The following is a 15,753-nucleotide window of genomic DNA, read 5'->3' as shown; positions in this document are numbered from 1 at the left end:
TGTTGCGGGATTGTAAGATAGTTCTCATTCCGGTTTATGCATTGCGTCGTCACACTGTTGCCCTTACTATCGGTCACCAAATTAACGCGAGCGCCTAAGACCGCGGTCGCTGGAAGACGTATCCCGATAAAACGGATCCACACTTCACGTTCCCTAAATTCACAAAGAAACGATGAAATAATGCATAAATTACGCCTGATTGGTTTCGCTTTGCTTGGCTTAAGCATCACTTGGGGCGCTCATGCCGATGAGAAGCGCTACATTTCCGACGATTTGATCACCTACATCCATAGCGGTCCGGGTAACCAGTATCGCATTGTTGGCACCCTCAATGCCGGTGATGAAGTCACCCTGCGCAGCGTCAACGACAGCACTAAATACGGTGAAATTATTGACTCGAAAGGGAAAACCGCCTGGATCCCTCTCGACCAGTTGAGTAATTTACCGAGTATCCGTACCCGCGTTCCCGATCTCGAGAAGCAAGTGAAAACGCTGACCGACAAGCTGACGAACATTGATTCCAGCTGGAACCAGCGCACAGCGGAAATGCAGAGCAAAGTCGCCTCCAGTGACAGCATTATCAACGCCCTGAAGAAAGAGAATCAGGAGTTGAAAAACCAGAAGATTATCGCGGAGAAGAAAGTTAACGCGGTAAACGTCCAGCTTGACGACAAACAGCGCACCATTATTTTACAGTGGTTTATGTACGGTGGCGGTGTCGCGGGTGTGGGTCTGGTTCTCGGCCTGTTGCTTCCGCACCTCATCCCACGTCGTAAGAAAAAAGACCGCTGGATGAGCTGACCGGTTTACGCCGTCACACATTTCCTGTTTGGATGTTAACCCAAAGGCACTTCGGTGCCTTTTCGTGTTTGCATCAATCAGGAAATCCGTAGCGCAACTTTGCTATGATGAAGACAGAACCCATCCCTGCTTTGGGCGCCACGGTGCGCTTTACGAGCCTTATTTCAGGAGTTATCGCGTGGAGATTTACCTGGTCGGCGGCGCAGTCCGAGACAGTTTATTAAACCTGCCTGTGTCTGAATACGATTGGGTGGTCGTGGGCGCGACGCCTGAATATATGCTGGAAAACGGTTATCAGCAGGTCGGTAAAGATTTCCCGGTCTTCCTGCATCCGGTCAGCCGTGATGAATATGCGCTGGCAAGAACGGAACGCAAATCAGGCTCCGGCTATAACGGTTTTACCTGTTACGCCGCGCCGGACGTCACGTTAGAGCAAGATCTGATGCGTCGTGATCTGACCATCAACGCCATTGCCAAAAGTGCGGATGGCCAGTTAATCGATCCTTATCACGGACAGCGCGATCTCGAAAAACGCCAGTTGCGCCACGTATCTGATGCCTTTGGTGAAGATCCGCTGCGCGTTCTGCGCGTTGCGCGTTTTGCCGCACGCTTTGCGCATCTGGGTTTCACCGTCGCAGCAGAAACGCAGACGCTCATGCAGCAGATGGCGGAAAGCGGCGAACTGCAGGCGCTGACGCCAGAACGCGTGTGGAAAGAAACCGAGAAGGCGTTGCAAACTCAGGATCCGCAGGTGTACTTCCAGGTGCTGCGCGACTGTGGCGCGCTGAAAGTGTTGTTCCCGGAAGTTGATGCGCTGTTTGGCGTCCCCGCGCCAGAAAAATGGCATCCGGAAATCGATACCGGCATTCACACGCTGATGACGCTGAAAATCGCCAGCCTGCTCTCTCCGGACGTTGACGTGCGTTTCTCGGCACTGTGCCACGATTTAGGCAAAGGCCTGACGCCGCCGCAGTATTGGCCACACCATCACGGTCACGGCCCGGCCGGCGTCAAACTGGTGGAAAATATCTGCCAGCGGCTGAAAGTCCCGACGCATATTCGTGACCTGGCGAAACTGGTGGCAGAATTCCATGACCTAATCCACACCGTGAATAAATTGCGCCCGGAAACCCTGCTCAAGCTGTTCGATACCATTGATGTCTGGCGCAAACCTCAGCGCCTTGAGCAAATGATCATGACCAGCGAAGCCGATGCGCGAGGGCGTACGACGTTTGAAGATAATCCCTATCCGCAGGGAAATTTCCTGCGTGAAGCCTTTGCTATCGCCAGCAGCATTTCCAACAAAGAAGTGCTGGATGACGGTTTTCAGGGGATAGAAATCCGCGACGAGCTGAAAAAACGCCGCACGCAGGTTTTGGCCGAATGGAAGAAAACGCAGGAACCCGATCTCTAATCAGGACGTATTCTAAAAAAAGCCCCGCACGGTTTCCCGTCGGGGCTTTTTTTTAGTTTTAAGCTGCTGAAAATCAGGCAATAAAGACGAAGTACACTGCCAGCGCGACGAAGAAGCGGTAAATCGCGAACGGAATAAACGAGATACGCTTAATCACAGCCAGGAAGGTTTTGATAGCAAACAACGCGACGATGAACGCGGTGATAAAACCGGTCGCGAACATCGGCAAATCAGCCATGCTCAAAAAGCTGTAACTTTTATAAAGATCCAGCGCCGTGGCACCCAGCATCATCGGCACGGCCAGCAGGAACGAGAATTCAGACGCAGCAAAACGGCTGACGCCCAGCAACATCCCGCCACCGATTGTTGCCCCGGAACGCGAGAATCCCGGCCATAACGCCAGACACTGGAACATGCCAATCAGGAAGGCCTGCGTATAGGTCATGTCATCCAGACCTTCTGCGCGGGGCTTTTTCGGTTTAAGCAACTCGGCGGCGATCAGTAAAAAGCCTCCGACCACCAGCGCATACATCACGTTTTTCGGCTCGAAAAGCGATTTTATCTGTGAATGCAGCAGCAAACCCAACACTGTCGCAGGTATCATGCCCAGAATAATGTGCAGTAAGTTCAGACGGCGGGTTCCCGTGCCTTCATGAACCGGTGGTTTGCCAAAATGCAGGCCAATCATGCCGAACAAACGACGCCAGAACATCACGACGACCGCCAGAATGGAGCCCAGCTGGATGATCACTTCGAACGATTTGGCTTTATCTCCGGTGAACCCTAAAAGGTTACCCACGATGATCATATGCCCGGTGGAGGAAACCGGTAAAAACTCGGTCAGCCCTTCCACCACTCCCATAATTACGGCAACCAGCAAAGAATGACTTTCAGCGATCATTAGTTTACCCAACCCTAATAGTGGCCCGCATGCGGGCAAAATATGCTGCAAAACAGACAATAAAAAAGCGACATCATGCTGAGTCGCTTCAATCAAGCGAAACCGGCGAGCCGGCTTCTACTTGTAATGCTTCTTTATGACAATCAATAGACAAGCTGATTCTGAATTCTATCCATTATCGAAATTAAAAACGTTGGCCGCGCTCAATGATCACCCCAACGTTAGCAGCCTGCGCCACAGCGCCGGGCTTGCTGAGCTTGATCCGCACCCATGGCGAGTTAAACCGTGCCAGAAGCAGCGTTGCCACTTCTTCCGCCACCCGCTCAACCAGCGCAAAATTCTGCGTGGAGACGTGCTCAATGACGGCATCACTGACATCCGCATAGCTTAAACAGTCATTCACATCATCGCTGGAAGCCGACTTGCGGTTATCCCACGCCAGTTCGATATCGAACACCAGTTTCTGTTTAATGGTCTGTTCCCAATCGTAGGCACCAATGGTAGTGATTACATTTAGTTGCTCAATAAATACGATATCCATCACGCGATTCTCTGTTTTTGGCCAAGCCGGATACCACTTCCAGCAGAAAATGCGTATTATCCATGTATGTTGCGATTAAAACGACCCTTATTAGACGGAACGGCTTTATGAGTGCTACCGCGCTTGGAATGATTATTTTCGCCTACCTTTGCGGCTCGATTTCCAGTGCGATTCTGGTCTGCCGGGTAGCCCGTTTGCCTGATCCGCGCACGGCGGGTTCATGCAATCCCGGCGCGACCAACGTGTTGCGCCTGGGTGGACGTGTTGCCGCGGCTGCAGTTCTGATCTTTGATGTGCTCAAAGGGATGCTGCCGGTCTGGCTGGCTTATCGTCTCAACATTCCGCCGATGTACCTTGGCCTCACCGCCATCGCGGCCTGCCTCGGCCATATCTACCCGGTCTTCTTCCGCTTTAAAGGCGGCAAGGGCGTGGCAACGGCATTCGGTGCTATCGCGCCTATCGGTTGGGACTTAACTGGCCTGATGACCGGCACATGGCTGCTGACGGTACTTCTCAGCGGCTACTCTTCGCTGGGTGCGATCGTCAGCGCGCTGATCGCCCCGTTTTACGTGTGGTGGTTTAAACCTGAATTCACCTTCCCGGTCGCTATGCTTTCCTGCCTTATCTTGTTGCGCCACCATGACAATATTCAGCGTCTGTGGCGGGGCCAGGAAGGGAAAATCTGGGACAAGCTGAAGAAGAAACGTAAATCCGGGCAAGAAGATAAAGCAGAATAAAATTTTCACATTTCAGATACAAAAAATGACCTTACTGAAGGTCATTTTTTTGTCTTTTATTCCTACAATCCTGACTGATCGGACGCAGGAAAGGTGTGAGGTCAGACGGGCGGCAGCTCAGCCAAAGGCCATCTTGGTCGCACTGTAACGCCCAGATCAGGGGTCGCACCGGTTTTCAGCCGTACCATGCCCGCATACGCAATCATTGCGCCATTATCGGTGCAAAATTCAGGGCGTGCGTAGAAAACTTCCCCGCCGCGTTTGGTCATCATTTCGGCTAATTTTGCGCGCAACGTGCGGTTCGCGCTGACGCCGCCTGCCATCACCAGCCTTTTAAAACCGGTCTGATCAAGTGCGCGTTTGCACTTAATCGCCAGCGTATCCACGACCGCATCTTCAAATGCGCGCGCGATGTCCGCGTGAGTTTGCGCGTCGCTGTCATTGCCGCGAATGGTGTTCGCCGCAAAAGTTTTCAGGCCGGAAAAACTGAAATCCAGACCCGGACGATCGGTCATCGGACGCGGGAAAGTAAACCGCCCTGCCACGCCTTGTGAGGCCATTTTCGACAACAACGGGCCGCCCGGATAATCCAGACCTAATAATTTGGCGGTTTTATCGAAGGCTTCACCGGCGGCATCATCAATGGATTCGCCGAGCAGAGTGTATTCACCGATGCCGGTGACGCTGATTAATTGCGTGTGACCGCCGGAAACCAGCAGCGCGACAAACGGGAAATCAGGAGGATTGTCTTCCAGCATAGGTGCCAGCAGATGCCCTTCCATGTGGTGAACAGGTACCGCAGGAACATCCCAGGCAAACGCCAGAGAGCGGCCAATCGTAGCACCCACCAGCAACGCGCCGACCAGACCGGGACCGGCCGTGTAAGCCACGCCGTCGATATCCTGTGCGGTCAGCCCTGCTTCTTTCAGTGCGGCCTGAATCAGGGGTATTGTTTTACGTACGTGGTCGCGTGAAGCCAGTTCTGGCACCACACCGCCGTAATCTGCATGCAGTTTTACCTGACTATACAGTTGGTTAGCTAATAAACCGGCTTCGCTGTCATAAACTGCAATTCCGGTTTCATCGCAGGACGTTTCAATACCCAGTACTCGCATCACTCTTTCCGTCATTGTTTAGCGCTCACTCGCGGCGCGCAGTTTAGCATACAAGCGCGCGCTGGCGCTGCACCGGCGTTGGAATTCCTGCCACTTTACTAATCATCGTCACGACCAATTAATGTCGAGCAATTTGGGTTGATTGGTATATAATCGCCGCCCGACGCAAAAGCGAGCGTACAATGTTGCAGAAGGGTTGCAAAGAGCACCCGTTTCAATTTGCCGTTATGCTTTACAAGGCGACGCGAATTGGAGTAAAATTCCGCACCATTTTGAAATGTGCTGGTACAACATCAGCAAACAAACCGATTTTATCGAGGTGAGAGGCACATGCCTGTAATTAAAGTACGTGAAAACGAGCCGTTCGACGTAGCTCTGCGTCGCTTCAAACGTTCCTGCGAAAAAGCAGGTGTATTAGCCGAAGTTCGTCGTCGTGAGTTCTATGAAAAACCGACTACAGAACGTAAACGCGCTAAAGCATCTGCAGTAAAACGCCACGCCAAGAAACTGGCTCGCGAAAACGCACGTCGCACTCGTCTGTATTAATCTTCGGGGGCAACCCCAAATCGCGTGATTTGCAATATTAAGAACGCGCAGACTGCGTAGTAGCATACGAAGGCCGTGCTTTCCGAAAGGGATGCGCGGCTTGTTCTCGTTTATAGGCTAGTGAGTAAGGGGCTTATGGCTGGGAGAATTCCGCGCGTATTTATCAATGACTTGCTGGCTCGTATCGATATCGTCGATTTGATCGACGCCCGAGTAAAGCTCAAGAAACAAGGTAAAAATTATCACGCGTGCTGCCCTTTCCACCATGAGAAAACACCCTCATTTACCGTAAATGGCGATAAGCAGTTTTATCACTGTTTCGGCTGTGGTGCCCACGGCAATGCCGTCGATTTCCTGATGAACTATGACAGGCTTGAGTTTGTCGAAAGCATTGAGGAACTGGCGACAATGCAGGGTTTGGAAGTGCCGTACGAAGCAGGCACCGGCCCGACCCAGATGGAGCGTCATCAGCGTCAAAGCCTCTACCAGTTGATGGCCCCGCTCAGCGAGTTCTATCAACAGTCACTTAAACAACCCGCAGGTGCCCCCGCACGGGATTATCTTGCCCGGCGTGGTTTAAGTGCAGACGTCATCCAACATTTTGCCATTGGTTTCGCCCCGCCGGGTTGGGACAACGCCCTAAAGCGTTTTGGTAAAAATGCCGATGACAAAGCATCACTGATTGACGCCGGTATGTTGGTCACCAATGACAACGGACGCAGCTATGATCGCTTCCGCGAACGGGTTATGTTCCCGATCCGCGATAAGCGTGGCCGCGTGATTGCATTTGGTGGCAGGGTTTTGGGCGACGGTACCCCGAAATACCTCAACTCACCGGAAACTGAAATTTTCCATAAAGGCCGCCAGCTGTATGGCCTGTATGAAGCGCAGTTGAAACACCCTACCCCGACGCGTTTGCTGGTGGTTGAAGGGTATATGGACGTCGTGGCATTGGCGCAGTTCGGCATTGATTATGCCGTCGCGTCACTGGGAACCTCAACCACAGCCGACCATATTCAGTTGATGTTCCGCTGTACGGATAACGTCGTCTGCTGTTATGACGGCGACCGCGCGGGACGTGAAGCGGCATGGCGTGCGCTGGAGACGGCGCTGCCGTATCTCAATGATGGCCGCCAGTTGCGGTTTATGTTTTTACCCGATGGTGAAGATCCGGACACACTGGTGCGTCAGGAAGGCAAAGAAGCTTTCGAACAGAGAATGGAGCAGGCGATGCCGCTTTCCACATTCCTGTTCGATTCACTGATGCCGCAGGTGGATTTGAGCAGCCCCGACGGGCGAACCAAACTCAGCATGCTGGCATTGCCGCTTATCCGTCAGGTACCCGGTGAAACGTTGCGGATGTATTTGCGTCAGCAGTTAGGGAACAAGCTCGGTATTTTGGATGACAGCCAGCTCGAAAAGCTGATGCCCAAACAGGCTGAGAATGGCAATACCTATCAGGCGCCCCAGCTAAAACGCACAACCATGCGTATACTTATAGGGTTACTGGTACAAAACCCACAACTGGCTACACTTATACCCTCGCTGCAAGGTTTGGAGCAAGCGAAGCAACCTGGACTGGATTTATTCAGTGAGTTAGTGACCACTTGCTTAGCCCAGCCGGGGCTGACCACAGGCCAGTTACTTGAACTTTATCGCGACAATAAGTTCTACCAACAGCTTGAAACTCTGGCGACATGGAACCACATGATCGTAGAGGACATGGTCGAAGAGGAATTTCGTGCCACGCTCGCCAGCCTGTATGACTCAATCTTAGAGCAACGGCTTGAAACCTTAATTGCCAAAGCCAGGACGCACGGCCTGAGCCCGGAGGAACGCACAGAAGTCAGTTCCCTGAATCAAGTGTTAGCGAGAAAGAACTAAAAAATAAGAACATACAGATAGCGCTTGAAGCGTTATCTCAGGAACACGGCTTAAGTGCCGATATAAAGCGGGGCATGGCCCTGCGCAGAGCCGCCCTGGTGGGCCGCGGCACAATAAACGCCCCTAACGTTATTGTTGGCGATATCACCCGACCGACACGAACCCAAATACTCTGAAGTGTGGATACCGTCTTATGGAGCAAAACCCGCAGTCACAGCTTAAGCTACTTGTCACCCGTGGTAAGGAGCAAGGCTATCTGACCTTTGCTGAGGTCAATGACCATCTGCCGGAAGATATCGTCGACTCCGACCAGATCGAAGACATCATCCAGATGATTAACGACATGGGCATCCAGGTTCTTGAAGAAGCGCCGGACGCCGATGATTTGATGCTGGCCGAAAACCGCCCTGATACCGATGAAGATGCTGCAGAAGCAGCGGCTCAGGTGCTTTCCAGCGTTGAATCTGAAATTGGCCGTACCACCGACCCTGTGCGTATGTATATGCGCGAAATGGGTACCGTTGAGCTCCTGACCCGTGAAGGCGAAATCGACATCGCCAAACGTATCGAAGACGGTATCAATCAGGTCCAGTGCTCCGTTGCTGAATATCCTGAAGCTATCACCTATTTGTTAGAGCAATATGACCGTGTTGAAGCAGGCGAAGCACGTCTGTCTGATTTGATCACCGGTTTTGTTGATCCGAACGCCGAAGAAGAAATCGCGCCGACTGCGACTCACGTGGGTTCTGAACTGACCACTGAAGAGCAAAATGATACCGACGACGATGAAGAAGACGACGACGATGCTGAAGACGACAACAGCATCGACCCGGAACTGGCGCGTCAGAAGTTCACCGATCTGCGTGAGCAACATGAAGCGACCCGTGCCGTCATCAAGAAAAATGGCCGTAGCCACAAAAGCGCCGCAGAAGAAATTCTGAAGCTGTCCGATGTGTTTAAACAGTTCCGTCTGGTACCAAAACAGTTCGATTTCCTGGTGAACAGCATGCGCTCCATGATGGATCGCGTCCGTACTCAGGAACGTCTGATCATGAAAGTGTGCGTTGAACAGTGCAAAATGCCGAAGAAAAACTTCGTCAATCTGTTCGCCGGTAACGAAACCAGCAGTACCTGGTTTGATGCTGCTCTGGCAATGGGTAAACCATGGTCTGAGAAGCTGAAAGAAGTGACCGAAGACGTGCAGCGCGGCCTGATGAAACTGCGCCAAATCGAAGAAGAAACTGGCCTGACTATCGAACAGGTAAAAGACATTAACCGTCGCATGTCGATCGGCGAAGCGAAAGCACGCCGCGCGAAGAAAGAGATGGTTGAAGCGAACTTACGTCTGGTTATCTCTATCGCGAAGAAATACACCAACCGTGGCTTGCAGTTCCTTGACCTGATTCAGGAAGGTAACATCGGCCTGATGAAAGCCGTTGATAAGTTTGAATATCGCCGTGGTTATAAGTTCTCTACTTATGCGACCTGGTGGATCCGTCAGGCTATCACCCGCTCCATCGCCGACCAGGCACGTACCATCCGTATTCCTGTGCATATGATTGAGACCATCAACAAACTCAACCGTATTTCGCGCCAGATGTTGCAGGAGATGGGCCGTGAGCCGACGCCGGAAGAGCTGGCTGAACGCATGCTGATGCCGGAAGACAAGATCCGTAAAGTGCTGAAAATTGCTAAAGAGCCAATCTCCATGGAAACGCCAATCGGCGACGATGAAGATTCGCATCTGGGTGATTTCATCGAGGATACTACCCTCGAGCTGCCGCTGGATTCTGCGACCTCTGAAAGCCTGCGTTCTGCAACGCACGACGTTCTGGCTGGCCTGACCGCACGTGAAGCGAAAGTTCTGCGTATGCGTTTCGGTATCGATATGAACACTGACCACACTCTGGAAGAAGTGGGCAAACAGTTCGACGTAACCCGTGAACGTATCCGTCAGATCGAAGCCAAAGCGTTGCGTAAACTACGCCACCCAAGCCGCTCCGAAGTGCTGCGCAGCTTCCTCGACGACTAGTCGTCCTGACGCTCCCGGTGATTAAAAAGCCCCGCCTTTCTCTGGAAATGGCGGGGCTTTTTTATTCTGCAAATTCGTCTCTTCAGGCATTTAGCGCGTCATACAACTCGCGATATGACGCGACCAGTTCTTCCAGCTTCGCCCTGTTCAATCCGCTTGGGTTGGGCAATACCCAGACCTTAGTACGGCCAATTTTCAGCGCCTGACGTCCCCAGTTCACTTTGCTGATACCAAACGCTTTGCTGAACGCCTGCTTACCCAGTACGGCCAACGCCTTTGGCTGATACCGCTCGATCTTCTCCGTCAGCACCGCCCCGCCCTCGCGCAGTTCATCACGTACCAGTTCTGTCGCTTCCACCGTCGGACGCTCCACCAGCATGGTGATGCCACAACCGGTATCCAGCAAATGCTGCTCTTCTTCGGGTTTCAGCAGACGTTCGGTAAAACCCGCCTGATGGATCACTTTCCAGAAACGGTTGTTGGCATTGGCAAAATGATAGCCATGGTGCGCCGTCGATAAACCGGGATTGATACCGCAGAACACCACGGTCAGATCCTCATCAATGATATCGGTAATCATAATCTTGCCCTGAGACATATTTACGGAAGTTATCAATAAAAAGTGCAGCGATCACAATACCCTGCAACTGTGCACAAAACGCGCATACAAACAGAACACATATAGACCTGTAAGTAGAGTTTACCGTATAATCCCGCACCTCGGCCCTTTAGCTCAGTTGGTTAGAGCACGCGACTCATAATCGCTTGGTCGCTGGTTCAAGTCCAGCAAGGGCCACCAAATTTTAGCTTTAAAATCATATATTTAAGCCACCTCTAAGCGGGTGGCTTTTTTATTGGTTACCCCCATTGTCCCCTTTTCGTCCCCCCAGCTTTCAGCGCCCGCATAAAAGTGGCTGTGTTAGAGGATCTCAATTGAGTTGATTTGTGTGCGATAACGATTCTCCACCACATGGTGTTTAGAAGTTTTTATAGTAATGGCCAATTGCGCAGCTATACGCCGCGCCCTCAGTACGTGGCGGGACAAACGCAAGAGACACCCACCTTTTACCATCGTGATAAGCAACACCCCACTTCCTGCCAACCGGCCAGATCGCATACACCGGATTGCCCTGTTGACCGAAAACATGTTCTCTGGTCAGTCTTTCGCCCTTCGCCATGAAATAAATCATCGCGCTGCAAATTTTCATCGACCGCATAAAATCCCCCTTTTGCCGCTTTTGCTCTGACGTCTGAAGAATAATTTTACTGTATATAATTACAGTATATCAATTTCACAAATTTCAGTTTTACAAAATGTCCGTAAATCTCTTACAGGCCGCGCCACATCTAGCCTCTGCTCAACTGAACGGCTCACGAATTTGATCTTCCTAGCGATCCGCTTAAATGACAAAAAGAAGGTAAAACCCTTTAATTTCAGTTATCTATAATTCCCCCTCGATCCTCTGGAGATCCAGAAAACTGTAATTTACTGAAATTCTTTTCATTCTTTTCAGTTTGGGAATGACGGCAGAACCCCAGACACGGCGCGGGCTGGCGGTGTGGTTTGTAGAATTTCAAAACTGAAAAAAAATACTGACGCAAAAAGCGCAGGCGGGTGCGGTGTAGTGCAATTTCCGTCACGTCTTGCTTTGTTCCGTGGCCACACGCCGCCCCATGCTTCAGACAGCAGCGTGATCGTTTTCAAAGGTTTCAGGGTGTGCGTGATGGTATTGCGCAGCGCTGTGCGCGATTGAGGTTTGTTATTTCAAGGCTATAAAAAAACCCGCAATAGTCGCGGGTTATGAATAATGAACAGATAGGAAAGTAGTTACCATCGGATAAATTTATAGTTTCTTAAGTAAACTTAGACCATTCAATGTGATGCTTCTGGCAAGATAATTATTCAAATAATCATCACCGTTTGAATGAATAGCATCTATGCAACCTTTTTCGTATAAATATTTTATATGCCGTCCTACATCTTCGGGATCATATTCTGGAAGAGAACCAGGGCCAAAAAGGTGACTCCCTTCAAACAACTTTACATTTTCCAGTATTTCCTTTAATAACACATCATTAACTGCATCATGGAGTTGCATAGATTGCCCTTACTGGTTGTTGTGATTAACTTAACGCTATTATAGACGTGCTTTTTTAAAAATATCAACCAAGCTCCTAAAGACCAAGAGCATAGTTTTCCAACTCTAAAAGTTAGCGCATATATTGCGGTAGATTTATTTCATCACCTCCTTAAAAAATTAAATTTATATACTGGCCTAGCAACTCTAAAGTCACTGCTTAAATTCATAAAACCTAAACTTCTGCAATAAAGAACCCGCACGCGGCGGGTTTAATTTGGCTGGTTGTGTTAACCAATGACAGGATCGTATTTCGTCTTAAGCGTGGCTGCACTGGTTCCGGTAGCTTTGATGGCAGTTGCATTCTGCGGTGCCCCGGTGTTGCTGTGCGTGTGGGCGGCAGTCAGTTCTGCCAGCTGCTTCACCACGTCGAGCGTGTCTAACATCAGTTGGCAGACGTTGATCGCCTGGCTTCCGATCCACACCACCGGCGCAATCACTTCCTGACGTGTCGCCGCCACGCTGCTGCGCAGCTGTCCGACCTTTTCAATCAGCTGGCCAACAACGGTTGTTTCCGCGTTGCCCTGGACACTGGCCACGTAATTGGCCTGCGTGGCCAGGCTGTAATCTCCCTGGGCAATCTGCTGGATTGCACCGGCCAATAATGTGACTTTGCCCAGCACCGTGGTTTTATCCGTAGCCTGAACTGTGGTTTCCCTGGCTACCAGCGTGCGGGTTTCATCATCCGCGGTGATAACGCGGCTCATGGACGTTTCGCGGATCACCTGGTCTGTCTGGCGTTCCCAGTCTCCCGCCACTGTTACGCGCTGTGATACGCCATCACGCTGTTGCTGCAACTGCTCACCCGGCCTTACGGCGGGCAGGCTATTGCCCTGGGCAAGGGTCTGACGCACAAACGGCTTATCCGGGCGGCCGCCGTTAAACCCGACTTCTACCAGCGTGCCGGGCGGTGGAAATTGGAACATACCGGACTCACCGCCCGCCATTGGCAGCGGCAGCGGCACGGCCGGATAAAGCGGTGTGTCTTTTGCCGGATTGCCGTCTGCGTCTAACAGCTGCAAGTCCACGGCATAACGTGGCCTGAACGGATCGGCAATATTCCCGTTGCTGACGTCTTCGCTTGGCGCTTCCACCCTGGCGAACTGGGGCAAATGCAAGCCGCTGGCCAGCTCTGGATAACTGCTTTCAACCTGACGCTGAAACGGCGTTTTCTGAAGTGCCTGACCCGTGGCCTTATTGCGTGGTGTCCAGGTGATTTCCATATCGTCGTTGTGCAATCTGACCTTAGTCAAACGCTGACCGTTCACCTCTACACCGGGGCGTAAAGACTGGATCAGCGGCACTGTCATACTATTGCCACCAGCAACGCTCTGATTAAATTCGGTTGGGATTTCAACCGGCTTACCGGCAAACAGGGCATCTGCGGACGCGCCAACAAAAACGCCGCCGTCGGGCAGCTGATACCACACGTAATCGCTGATGCTGAATGTCTTTCCCAGATTGGCCAACAGCTGATAGCCGGTGCCGGAATGCGTGAAGTGTGGGATTGGCGTATCGGTATAGGCGGCATTGTCCGGCAGGATGAAATCAAGCCCGCTTTCCTCTGTCAGCCAGCTGGCAATCTCTCGCAGCGTCGGATGCTGAAACGAGCACGGCCAAAGGCGCTCAAATACACCGACCAGCTCCCGGACAAAAAGCCGCTGATAGCCGTTTTCCGCAGGCTGCGAACGCTCAACAAAACCGGTAAACCAGCGCAACACCAGATCGTGATAACCCACATCAAGGCGCACCAGCTTGCCGGTGTAGTCTTCATCCGTCTGCGCGGTGATAAAGCCCCGACCGCAGGCGCTCAATTCTAACGCCAGATTTGCGTCCACCAGGTGCGTGGCCGCATTCGACAAATACAACCGCTTAATGGGTTTCATCCCTTACCCCAATGCATCATTGACCGGTTTCAGCACTTTGCGCTCAAACCACGTCAGTTTTTCGTCACTCTCGGCCGCCGCGTTGCCACTTCCCTTGGCACCGCCCGCCCCCTGTTTCGTTGCCGCTGTTTTACTGCCTGCGCGGGCTTCTTTCTTCTCGGCCACGCTGACTTTTTCGCGCAGCGTGAAGGTGACCAGCCAGGCCATTTTATTATCCTGCTGCGGGGCATCAATCGCCCCCGAAAACGTCCCTTCGCGAAAGTTGATCGCCTGGGCAGTCAGATTGGCCACCCGGTAAACCTGCAACGAACCGCTGGCAGATTTTGCCTCTGCCAGCTCAAACAGCCGCTTTAACGTGGCCGCATTCCGAAAGGATACTGTCCCCGATACGCGTAGCTCTTTGGCCTTAATCCCCTGCTCGGCGTTGGCCGTGCTCGATGACTGCCCGGACTGGTCTTTTTCCGCAAACTGCATAGTTGGCGTGACTTTCAGATTCATCAACGGAATGGCTTCGCCATTAAGTGCGAGCGTAGTTATCGTCATGGATCATCGCCTCCAGTGTGGATAAATCAGCCCCACAAAACAGCGTGGCCAGTGTAAAGACAGAATCCTGATTCGGGATGTTTTTACGCAGCTCTCCGGCCAGATATGCACCGTTACCTTTGGCCGTAAACACCCACGCCGGTGACGTTTTGCCTTTCAAGGCGGATAACGCATCGGCCGCCGCTGCGAGGGCAGATCCCCGCGCCGTCGTGAAGTCTTTCAGCGCAGAAAGTAAACCGGCAGCACTGGCTCCCGCTGCGGCCTCTGCCTTGGCGGCCGCAATACGCTGCGCATTCACTGCCAGACGATTGGTGGCCGTCGAAAGCGGCAGCGCCGCAGGCAGACCGCCGGATAATTTGGCGGGGATCTGCATTTTCGTGATGGCCAGCGAGGCCGCCTCCTCTGCACGTCGCTTCACCTGGGCGATTACCGGCAGCGGCAGCACGCTGGAATAATTGGCCAGCATTCCCATAAATTCCGCATGCGTTGGGGCATTGAGCATATGCACCACAATGCTGGATTCTTCGCTGACGCTCTCCAACTTCTTCGCCAGGTATTCCGTGGCGTTTACCGGGCTTAAATAGCTCACGTCCCCCGCAGCCTGACCGACGCCATACACCCACGGATGAACCGGCAGCACAGAACAGGTTAACGCGCTCATGTCGTCCGGAATGCTCAAGGTTGCTTTACGCCACATCGCCCGGCACCTCCGGCCAGACGATATCCGGCGCAGTGGATAGATCCAGACGGTTGAGCGCAACGCGGAATTTCTTCCAGGCTTGCAGGCTGGCCAGTTCCTTATCCGTCGCATCTTCAATATCAACAGCATCTTGAAGCGGGACAATGGCGGCGGCGGCCTGTGTCAGCAATGCGTTTTTTTTCTGTTCCGCCACGTCTGTGGCCAGCGGTTCAACCTTGATAAACTTCCCGTTTCTATAGCGGTAAGTCTGTTCTCCAATATCTACCGGCAATTTTTTCGGCGTTACTTCATAAACGCTCACGCCTTCGCACAAGGTCAGAAAGTTTGGATTCTCCGACCAGGTGGTGACAAAGTCATTCTGATCAACAGCAATAAAGCAGTTTTTACCTTTCCACTCCTGATCCCGCAGCGTGTACCAATCTTTTCCGCTTTCATCTTCAAAATAGAGAACGGGAATAGGTAAATCGCCCTCGAATACTTGCTTTGAGATTTTGATATTTTTAAATGTAATCATT

16 protein-coding genes and 1 tRNA gene are annotated in these 15,753 nt (G+C 52.0%); 7 read left to right on the top strand and 10 right to left on the bottom strand.

The window, feature by feature from the left end:
- Positions 1-180 precede the first annotated feature (180 nt).
- Complete coding sequence (locus I2123_RS05090) at positions 181-801, top strand: TIGR04211 family SH3 domain-containing protein (protein ID WP_112164647.1); 621 nt, start codon at positions 181-183, stop codon at positions 799-801.
- Between the two features lie 178 nt (positions 802-979).
- Complete coding sequence (locus I2123_RS05085; protein ID WP_213051929.1) at positions 980-2,215, top strand: multifunctional CCA addition/repair protein; 1,236 nt, start codon at positions 980-982, stop codon at positions 2,213-2,215.
- A gap of 73 nt (positions 2,216-2,288) precedes the next feature.
- On the opposite strand, the gene bacA is transcribed toward I2123_RS05085, so the two are convergent.
- Positions 2,289-3,113 (bottom strand): undecaprenyl-diphosphate phosphatase, encoded by an 825-nt coding sequence (bacA, locus tag I2123_RS05080; RefSeq protein WP_112164715.1) that lies wholly within the window; start codon positions 3,111-3,113, stop codon positions 2,289-2,291.
- 187 nt (positions 3,114-3,300) lie between these two features.
- Positions 3,301-3,657: a bifunctional dihydroneopterin aldolase/7,8-dihydroneopterin epimerase gene (gene folB / locus I2123_RS05075; RefSeq protein WP_213051928.1), complete on the bottom strand. Its 357-nt coding sequence runs from the start codon at positions 3,655-3,657 to the stop codon at positions 3,301-3,303.
- A gap of 107 nt (positions 3,658-3,764) precedes the next feature.
- On the opposite strand from folB, the gene plsY reads away from it, so the two are divergent.
- On the top strand, positions 3,765-4,394 hold the full coding sequence (gene plsY / locus I2123_RS05070; RefSeq protein WP_213051927.1) for a glycerol-3-phosphate 1-O-acyltransferase PlsY: 630 nt from the start codon (positions 3,765-3,767) through the stop codon (positions 4,392-4,394).
- A 101-nt stretch (positions 4,395-4,495) separates the two neighbouring features.
- Here plsY and tsaD read toward each other — a convergent pair whose 3' ends face one another.
- Positions 4,496-5,509, bottom strand: coding sequence for a tRNA (adenosine(37)-N6)-threonylcarbamoyltransferase complex transferase subunit TsaD (tsaD, locus tag I2123_RS05065; RefSeq protein WP_112164643.1), 1,014 nt, complete (start codon positions 5,507-5,509; stop codon positions 4,496-4,498).
- A 330-nt stretch (positions 5,510-5,839) separates the two neighbouring features.
- Between tsaD and rpsU the strand changes: the two genes are divergently transcribed.
- From rpsU to rpoD, 3 genes are all read left to right on the top strand, one after another.
- Positions 5,840-6,055 (top strand): 30S ribosomal protein S21, encoded by a 216-nt coding sequence (rpsU, locus tag I2123_RS05060; protein WP_001144069.1) that lies wholly within the window; start codon positions 5,840-5,842, stop codon positions 6,053-6,055.
- Positions 6,056-6,190: 135 nt separating this feature from the next.
- On the top strand, positions 6,191-7,939 hold the full coding sequence (gene dnaG, locus I2123_RS05055; protein WP_213051926.1) for a DNA primase: 1,749 nt from the start codon (positions 6,191-6,193) through the stop codon (positions 7,937-7,939).
- Between the two features lie 193 nt (positions 7,940-8,132).
- A complete protein-coding gene (gene rpoD / locus I2123_RS05050; protein WP_112164641.1) occupies positions 8,133-9,971 on the top strand; it encodes an RNA polymerase sigma factor RpoD in 1,839 nt (612 codons plus the stop codon).
- Between the two features lie 82 nt (positions 9,972-10,053).
- On the opposite strand, the gene mug is transcribed toward rpoD, so the two are convergent.
- Complete coding sequence (mug, locus tag I2123_RS05045) at positions 10,054-10,551, bottom strand: G/U mismatch-specific DNA glycosylase (protein ID WP_213051925.1); 498 nt, start codon at positions 10,549-10,551, stop codon at positions 10,054-10,056.
- A gap of 142 nt (positions 10,552-10,693) precedes the next feature.
- On the opposite strand from mug, the gene I2123_RS05040 reads away from it, so the two are divergent.
- A tRNA-Ile gene (locus I2123_RS05040) sits at positions 10,694-10,770 on the top strand.
- Positions 10,771-10,948: 178 nt separating this feature from the next.
- On the opposite strand, the gene I2123_RS05035 is transcribed toward I2123_RS05040, so the two are convergent.
- The 6 genes from I2123_RS05035 to I2123_RS05010 form a co-directional block, all read right to left on the bottom strand.
- On the bottom strand, positions 10,949-11,188 hold the full coding sequence (locus I2123_RS05035) for a hypothetical protein (RefSeq protein ID WP_213051924.1): 240 nt from the start codon (positions 11,186-11,188) through the stop codon (positions 10,949-10,951).
- Positions 11,189-11,815: 627 nt separating this feature from the next.
- Positions 11,816-12,070: a hypothetical protein gene (locus I2123_RS05030; RefSeq protein ID WP_213051923.1), complete on the bottom strand. Its 255-nt coding sequence runs from the start codon at positions 12,068-12,070 to the stop codon at positions 11,816-11,818.
- Between the two features lie 269 nt (positions 12,071-12,339).
- Positions 12,340-13,995 carry a hypothetical protein gene (locus I2123_RS05025; protein ID WP_213051922.1) on the bottom strand — a complete coding sequence of 552 codons (1,656 nt, stop codon included), beginning with the start codon at positions 13,993-13,995 and terminating at the stop codon, positions 12,340-12,342.
- A 3-nt stretch (positions 13,996-13,998) separates the two neighbouring features.
- A complete protein-coding gene (locus I2123_RS05020) occupies positions 13,999-14,538 on the bottom strand; it encodes a baseplate complex protein (protein WP_213051921.1) in 540 nt (179 codons plus the stop codon).
- Positions 14,513-15,235 (bottom strand): hypothetical protein, encoded by a 723-nt coding sequence (locus tag I2123_RS05015; RefSeq protein WP_213051920.1) that lies wholly within the window; start codon positions 15,233-15,235, stop codon positions 14,513-14,515. The genes I2123_RS05020 and I2123_RS05015 overlap by 26 nt, the downstream gene beginning before the upstream one ends.
- Complete coding sequence (locus I2123_RS05010) at positions 15,225-15,752, bottom strand: tail fiber assembly protein (RefSeq protein ID WP_213051919.1); 528 nt, start codon at positions 15,750-15,752, stop codon at positions 15,225-15,227. The genes I2123_RS05015 and I2123_RS05010 overlap by 11 nt, the downstream gene beginning before the upstream one ends.
- Position 15,753: the final 1 nt, after the last annotated feature.

This window comes from Rahnella inusitata (genome assembly GCF_018288855.1).
GTDB classification, from domain to species: Bacteria; Pseudomonadota; Gammaproteobacteria; order Enterobacterales; family Enterobacteriaceae; genus Rahnella; species Rahnella inusitata.
The sequence above is the reverse complement of the archived record's forward strand: the minus strand, read 5'-3'. Positions and strand labels throughout refer to the sequence as shown.

Excerpts from the sequence above, each read along its gene's own strand:
- folB (WP_213051928.1), bottom strand. The coding sequence starts at position 3,657 with ATGGATATCGTATTTATTGAGCAACTAAATGTAATCACTACCATTGGT.
- I2123_RS05090 (WP_112164647.1), top strand. The coding sequence starts at position 181 with ATGCATAAATTACGCCTGATTGGTTTCGCTTTGCTTGGCTTAAGCATC.
- I2123_RS05020 (WP_213051921.1), bottom strand. The coding sequence starts at position 14,538 with ATGACGATAACTACGCTCGCACTTAATGGCGAAGCCATTCCGTTGATG.
- I2123_RS05035 (WP_213051924.1), bottom strand. The coding sequence starts at position 11,188 with ATGCGGTCGATGAAAATTTGCAGCGCGATGATTTATTTCATGGCGAAG.
- tsaD (WP_112164643.1), bottom strand. The coding sequence starts at position 5,509 with ATGCGAGTACTGGGTATTGAAACGTCCTGCGATGAAACCGGAATTGCA.
- rpsU (WP_001144069.1), top strand. The coding sequence starts at position 5,840 with ATGCCTGTAATTAAAGTACGTGAAAACGAGCCGTTCGACGTAGCTCTG.
- I2123_RS05015 (WP_213051920.1), bottom strand. The coding sequence starts at position 15,235 with ATGTGGCGTAAAGCAACCTTGAGCATTCCGGACGACATGAGCGCGTTA.
- I2123_RS05025 (WP_213051922.1), bottom strand. The coding sequence starts at position 13,995 with ATGAAACCCATTAAGCGGTTGTATTTGTCGAATGCGGCCACGCACCTG.
- dnaG (WP_213051926.1), top strand. The coding sequence starts at position 6,191 with ATGGCTGGGAGAATTCCGCGCGTATTTATCAATGACTTGCTGGCTCGT.
- I2123_RS05030 (WP_213051923.1), bottom strand. The coding sequence starts at position 12,070 with ATGCAACTCCATGATGCAGTTAATGATGTGTTATTAAAGGAAATACTG.
- rpoD (WP_112164641.1), top strand. The coding sequence starts at position 8,133 with ATGGAGCAAAACCCGCAGTCACAGCTTAAGCTACTTGTCACCCGTGGT.
- mug (WP_213051925.1), bottom strand. The coding sequence starts at position 10,551 with ATGATTACCGATATCATTGATGAGGATCTGACCGTGGTGTTCTGCGGT.
- I2123_RS05010 (WP_213051919.1), bottom strand. The coding sequence starts at position 15,752 with ATGATTACATTTAAAAATATCAAAATCTCAAAGCAAGTATTCGAGGGC.
- plsY (WP_213051927.1), top strand. The coding sequence starts at position 3,765 with ATGAGTGCTACCGCGCTTGGAATGATTATTTTCGCCTACCTTTGCGGC.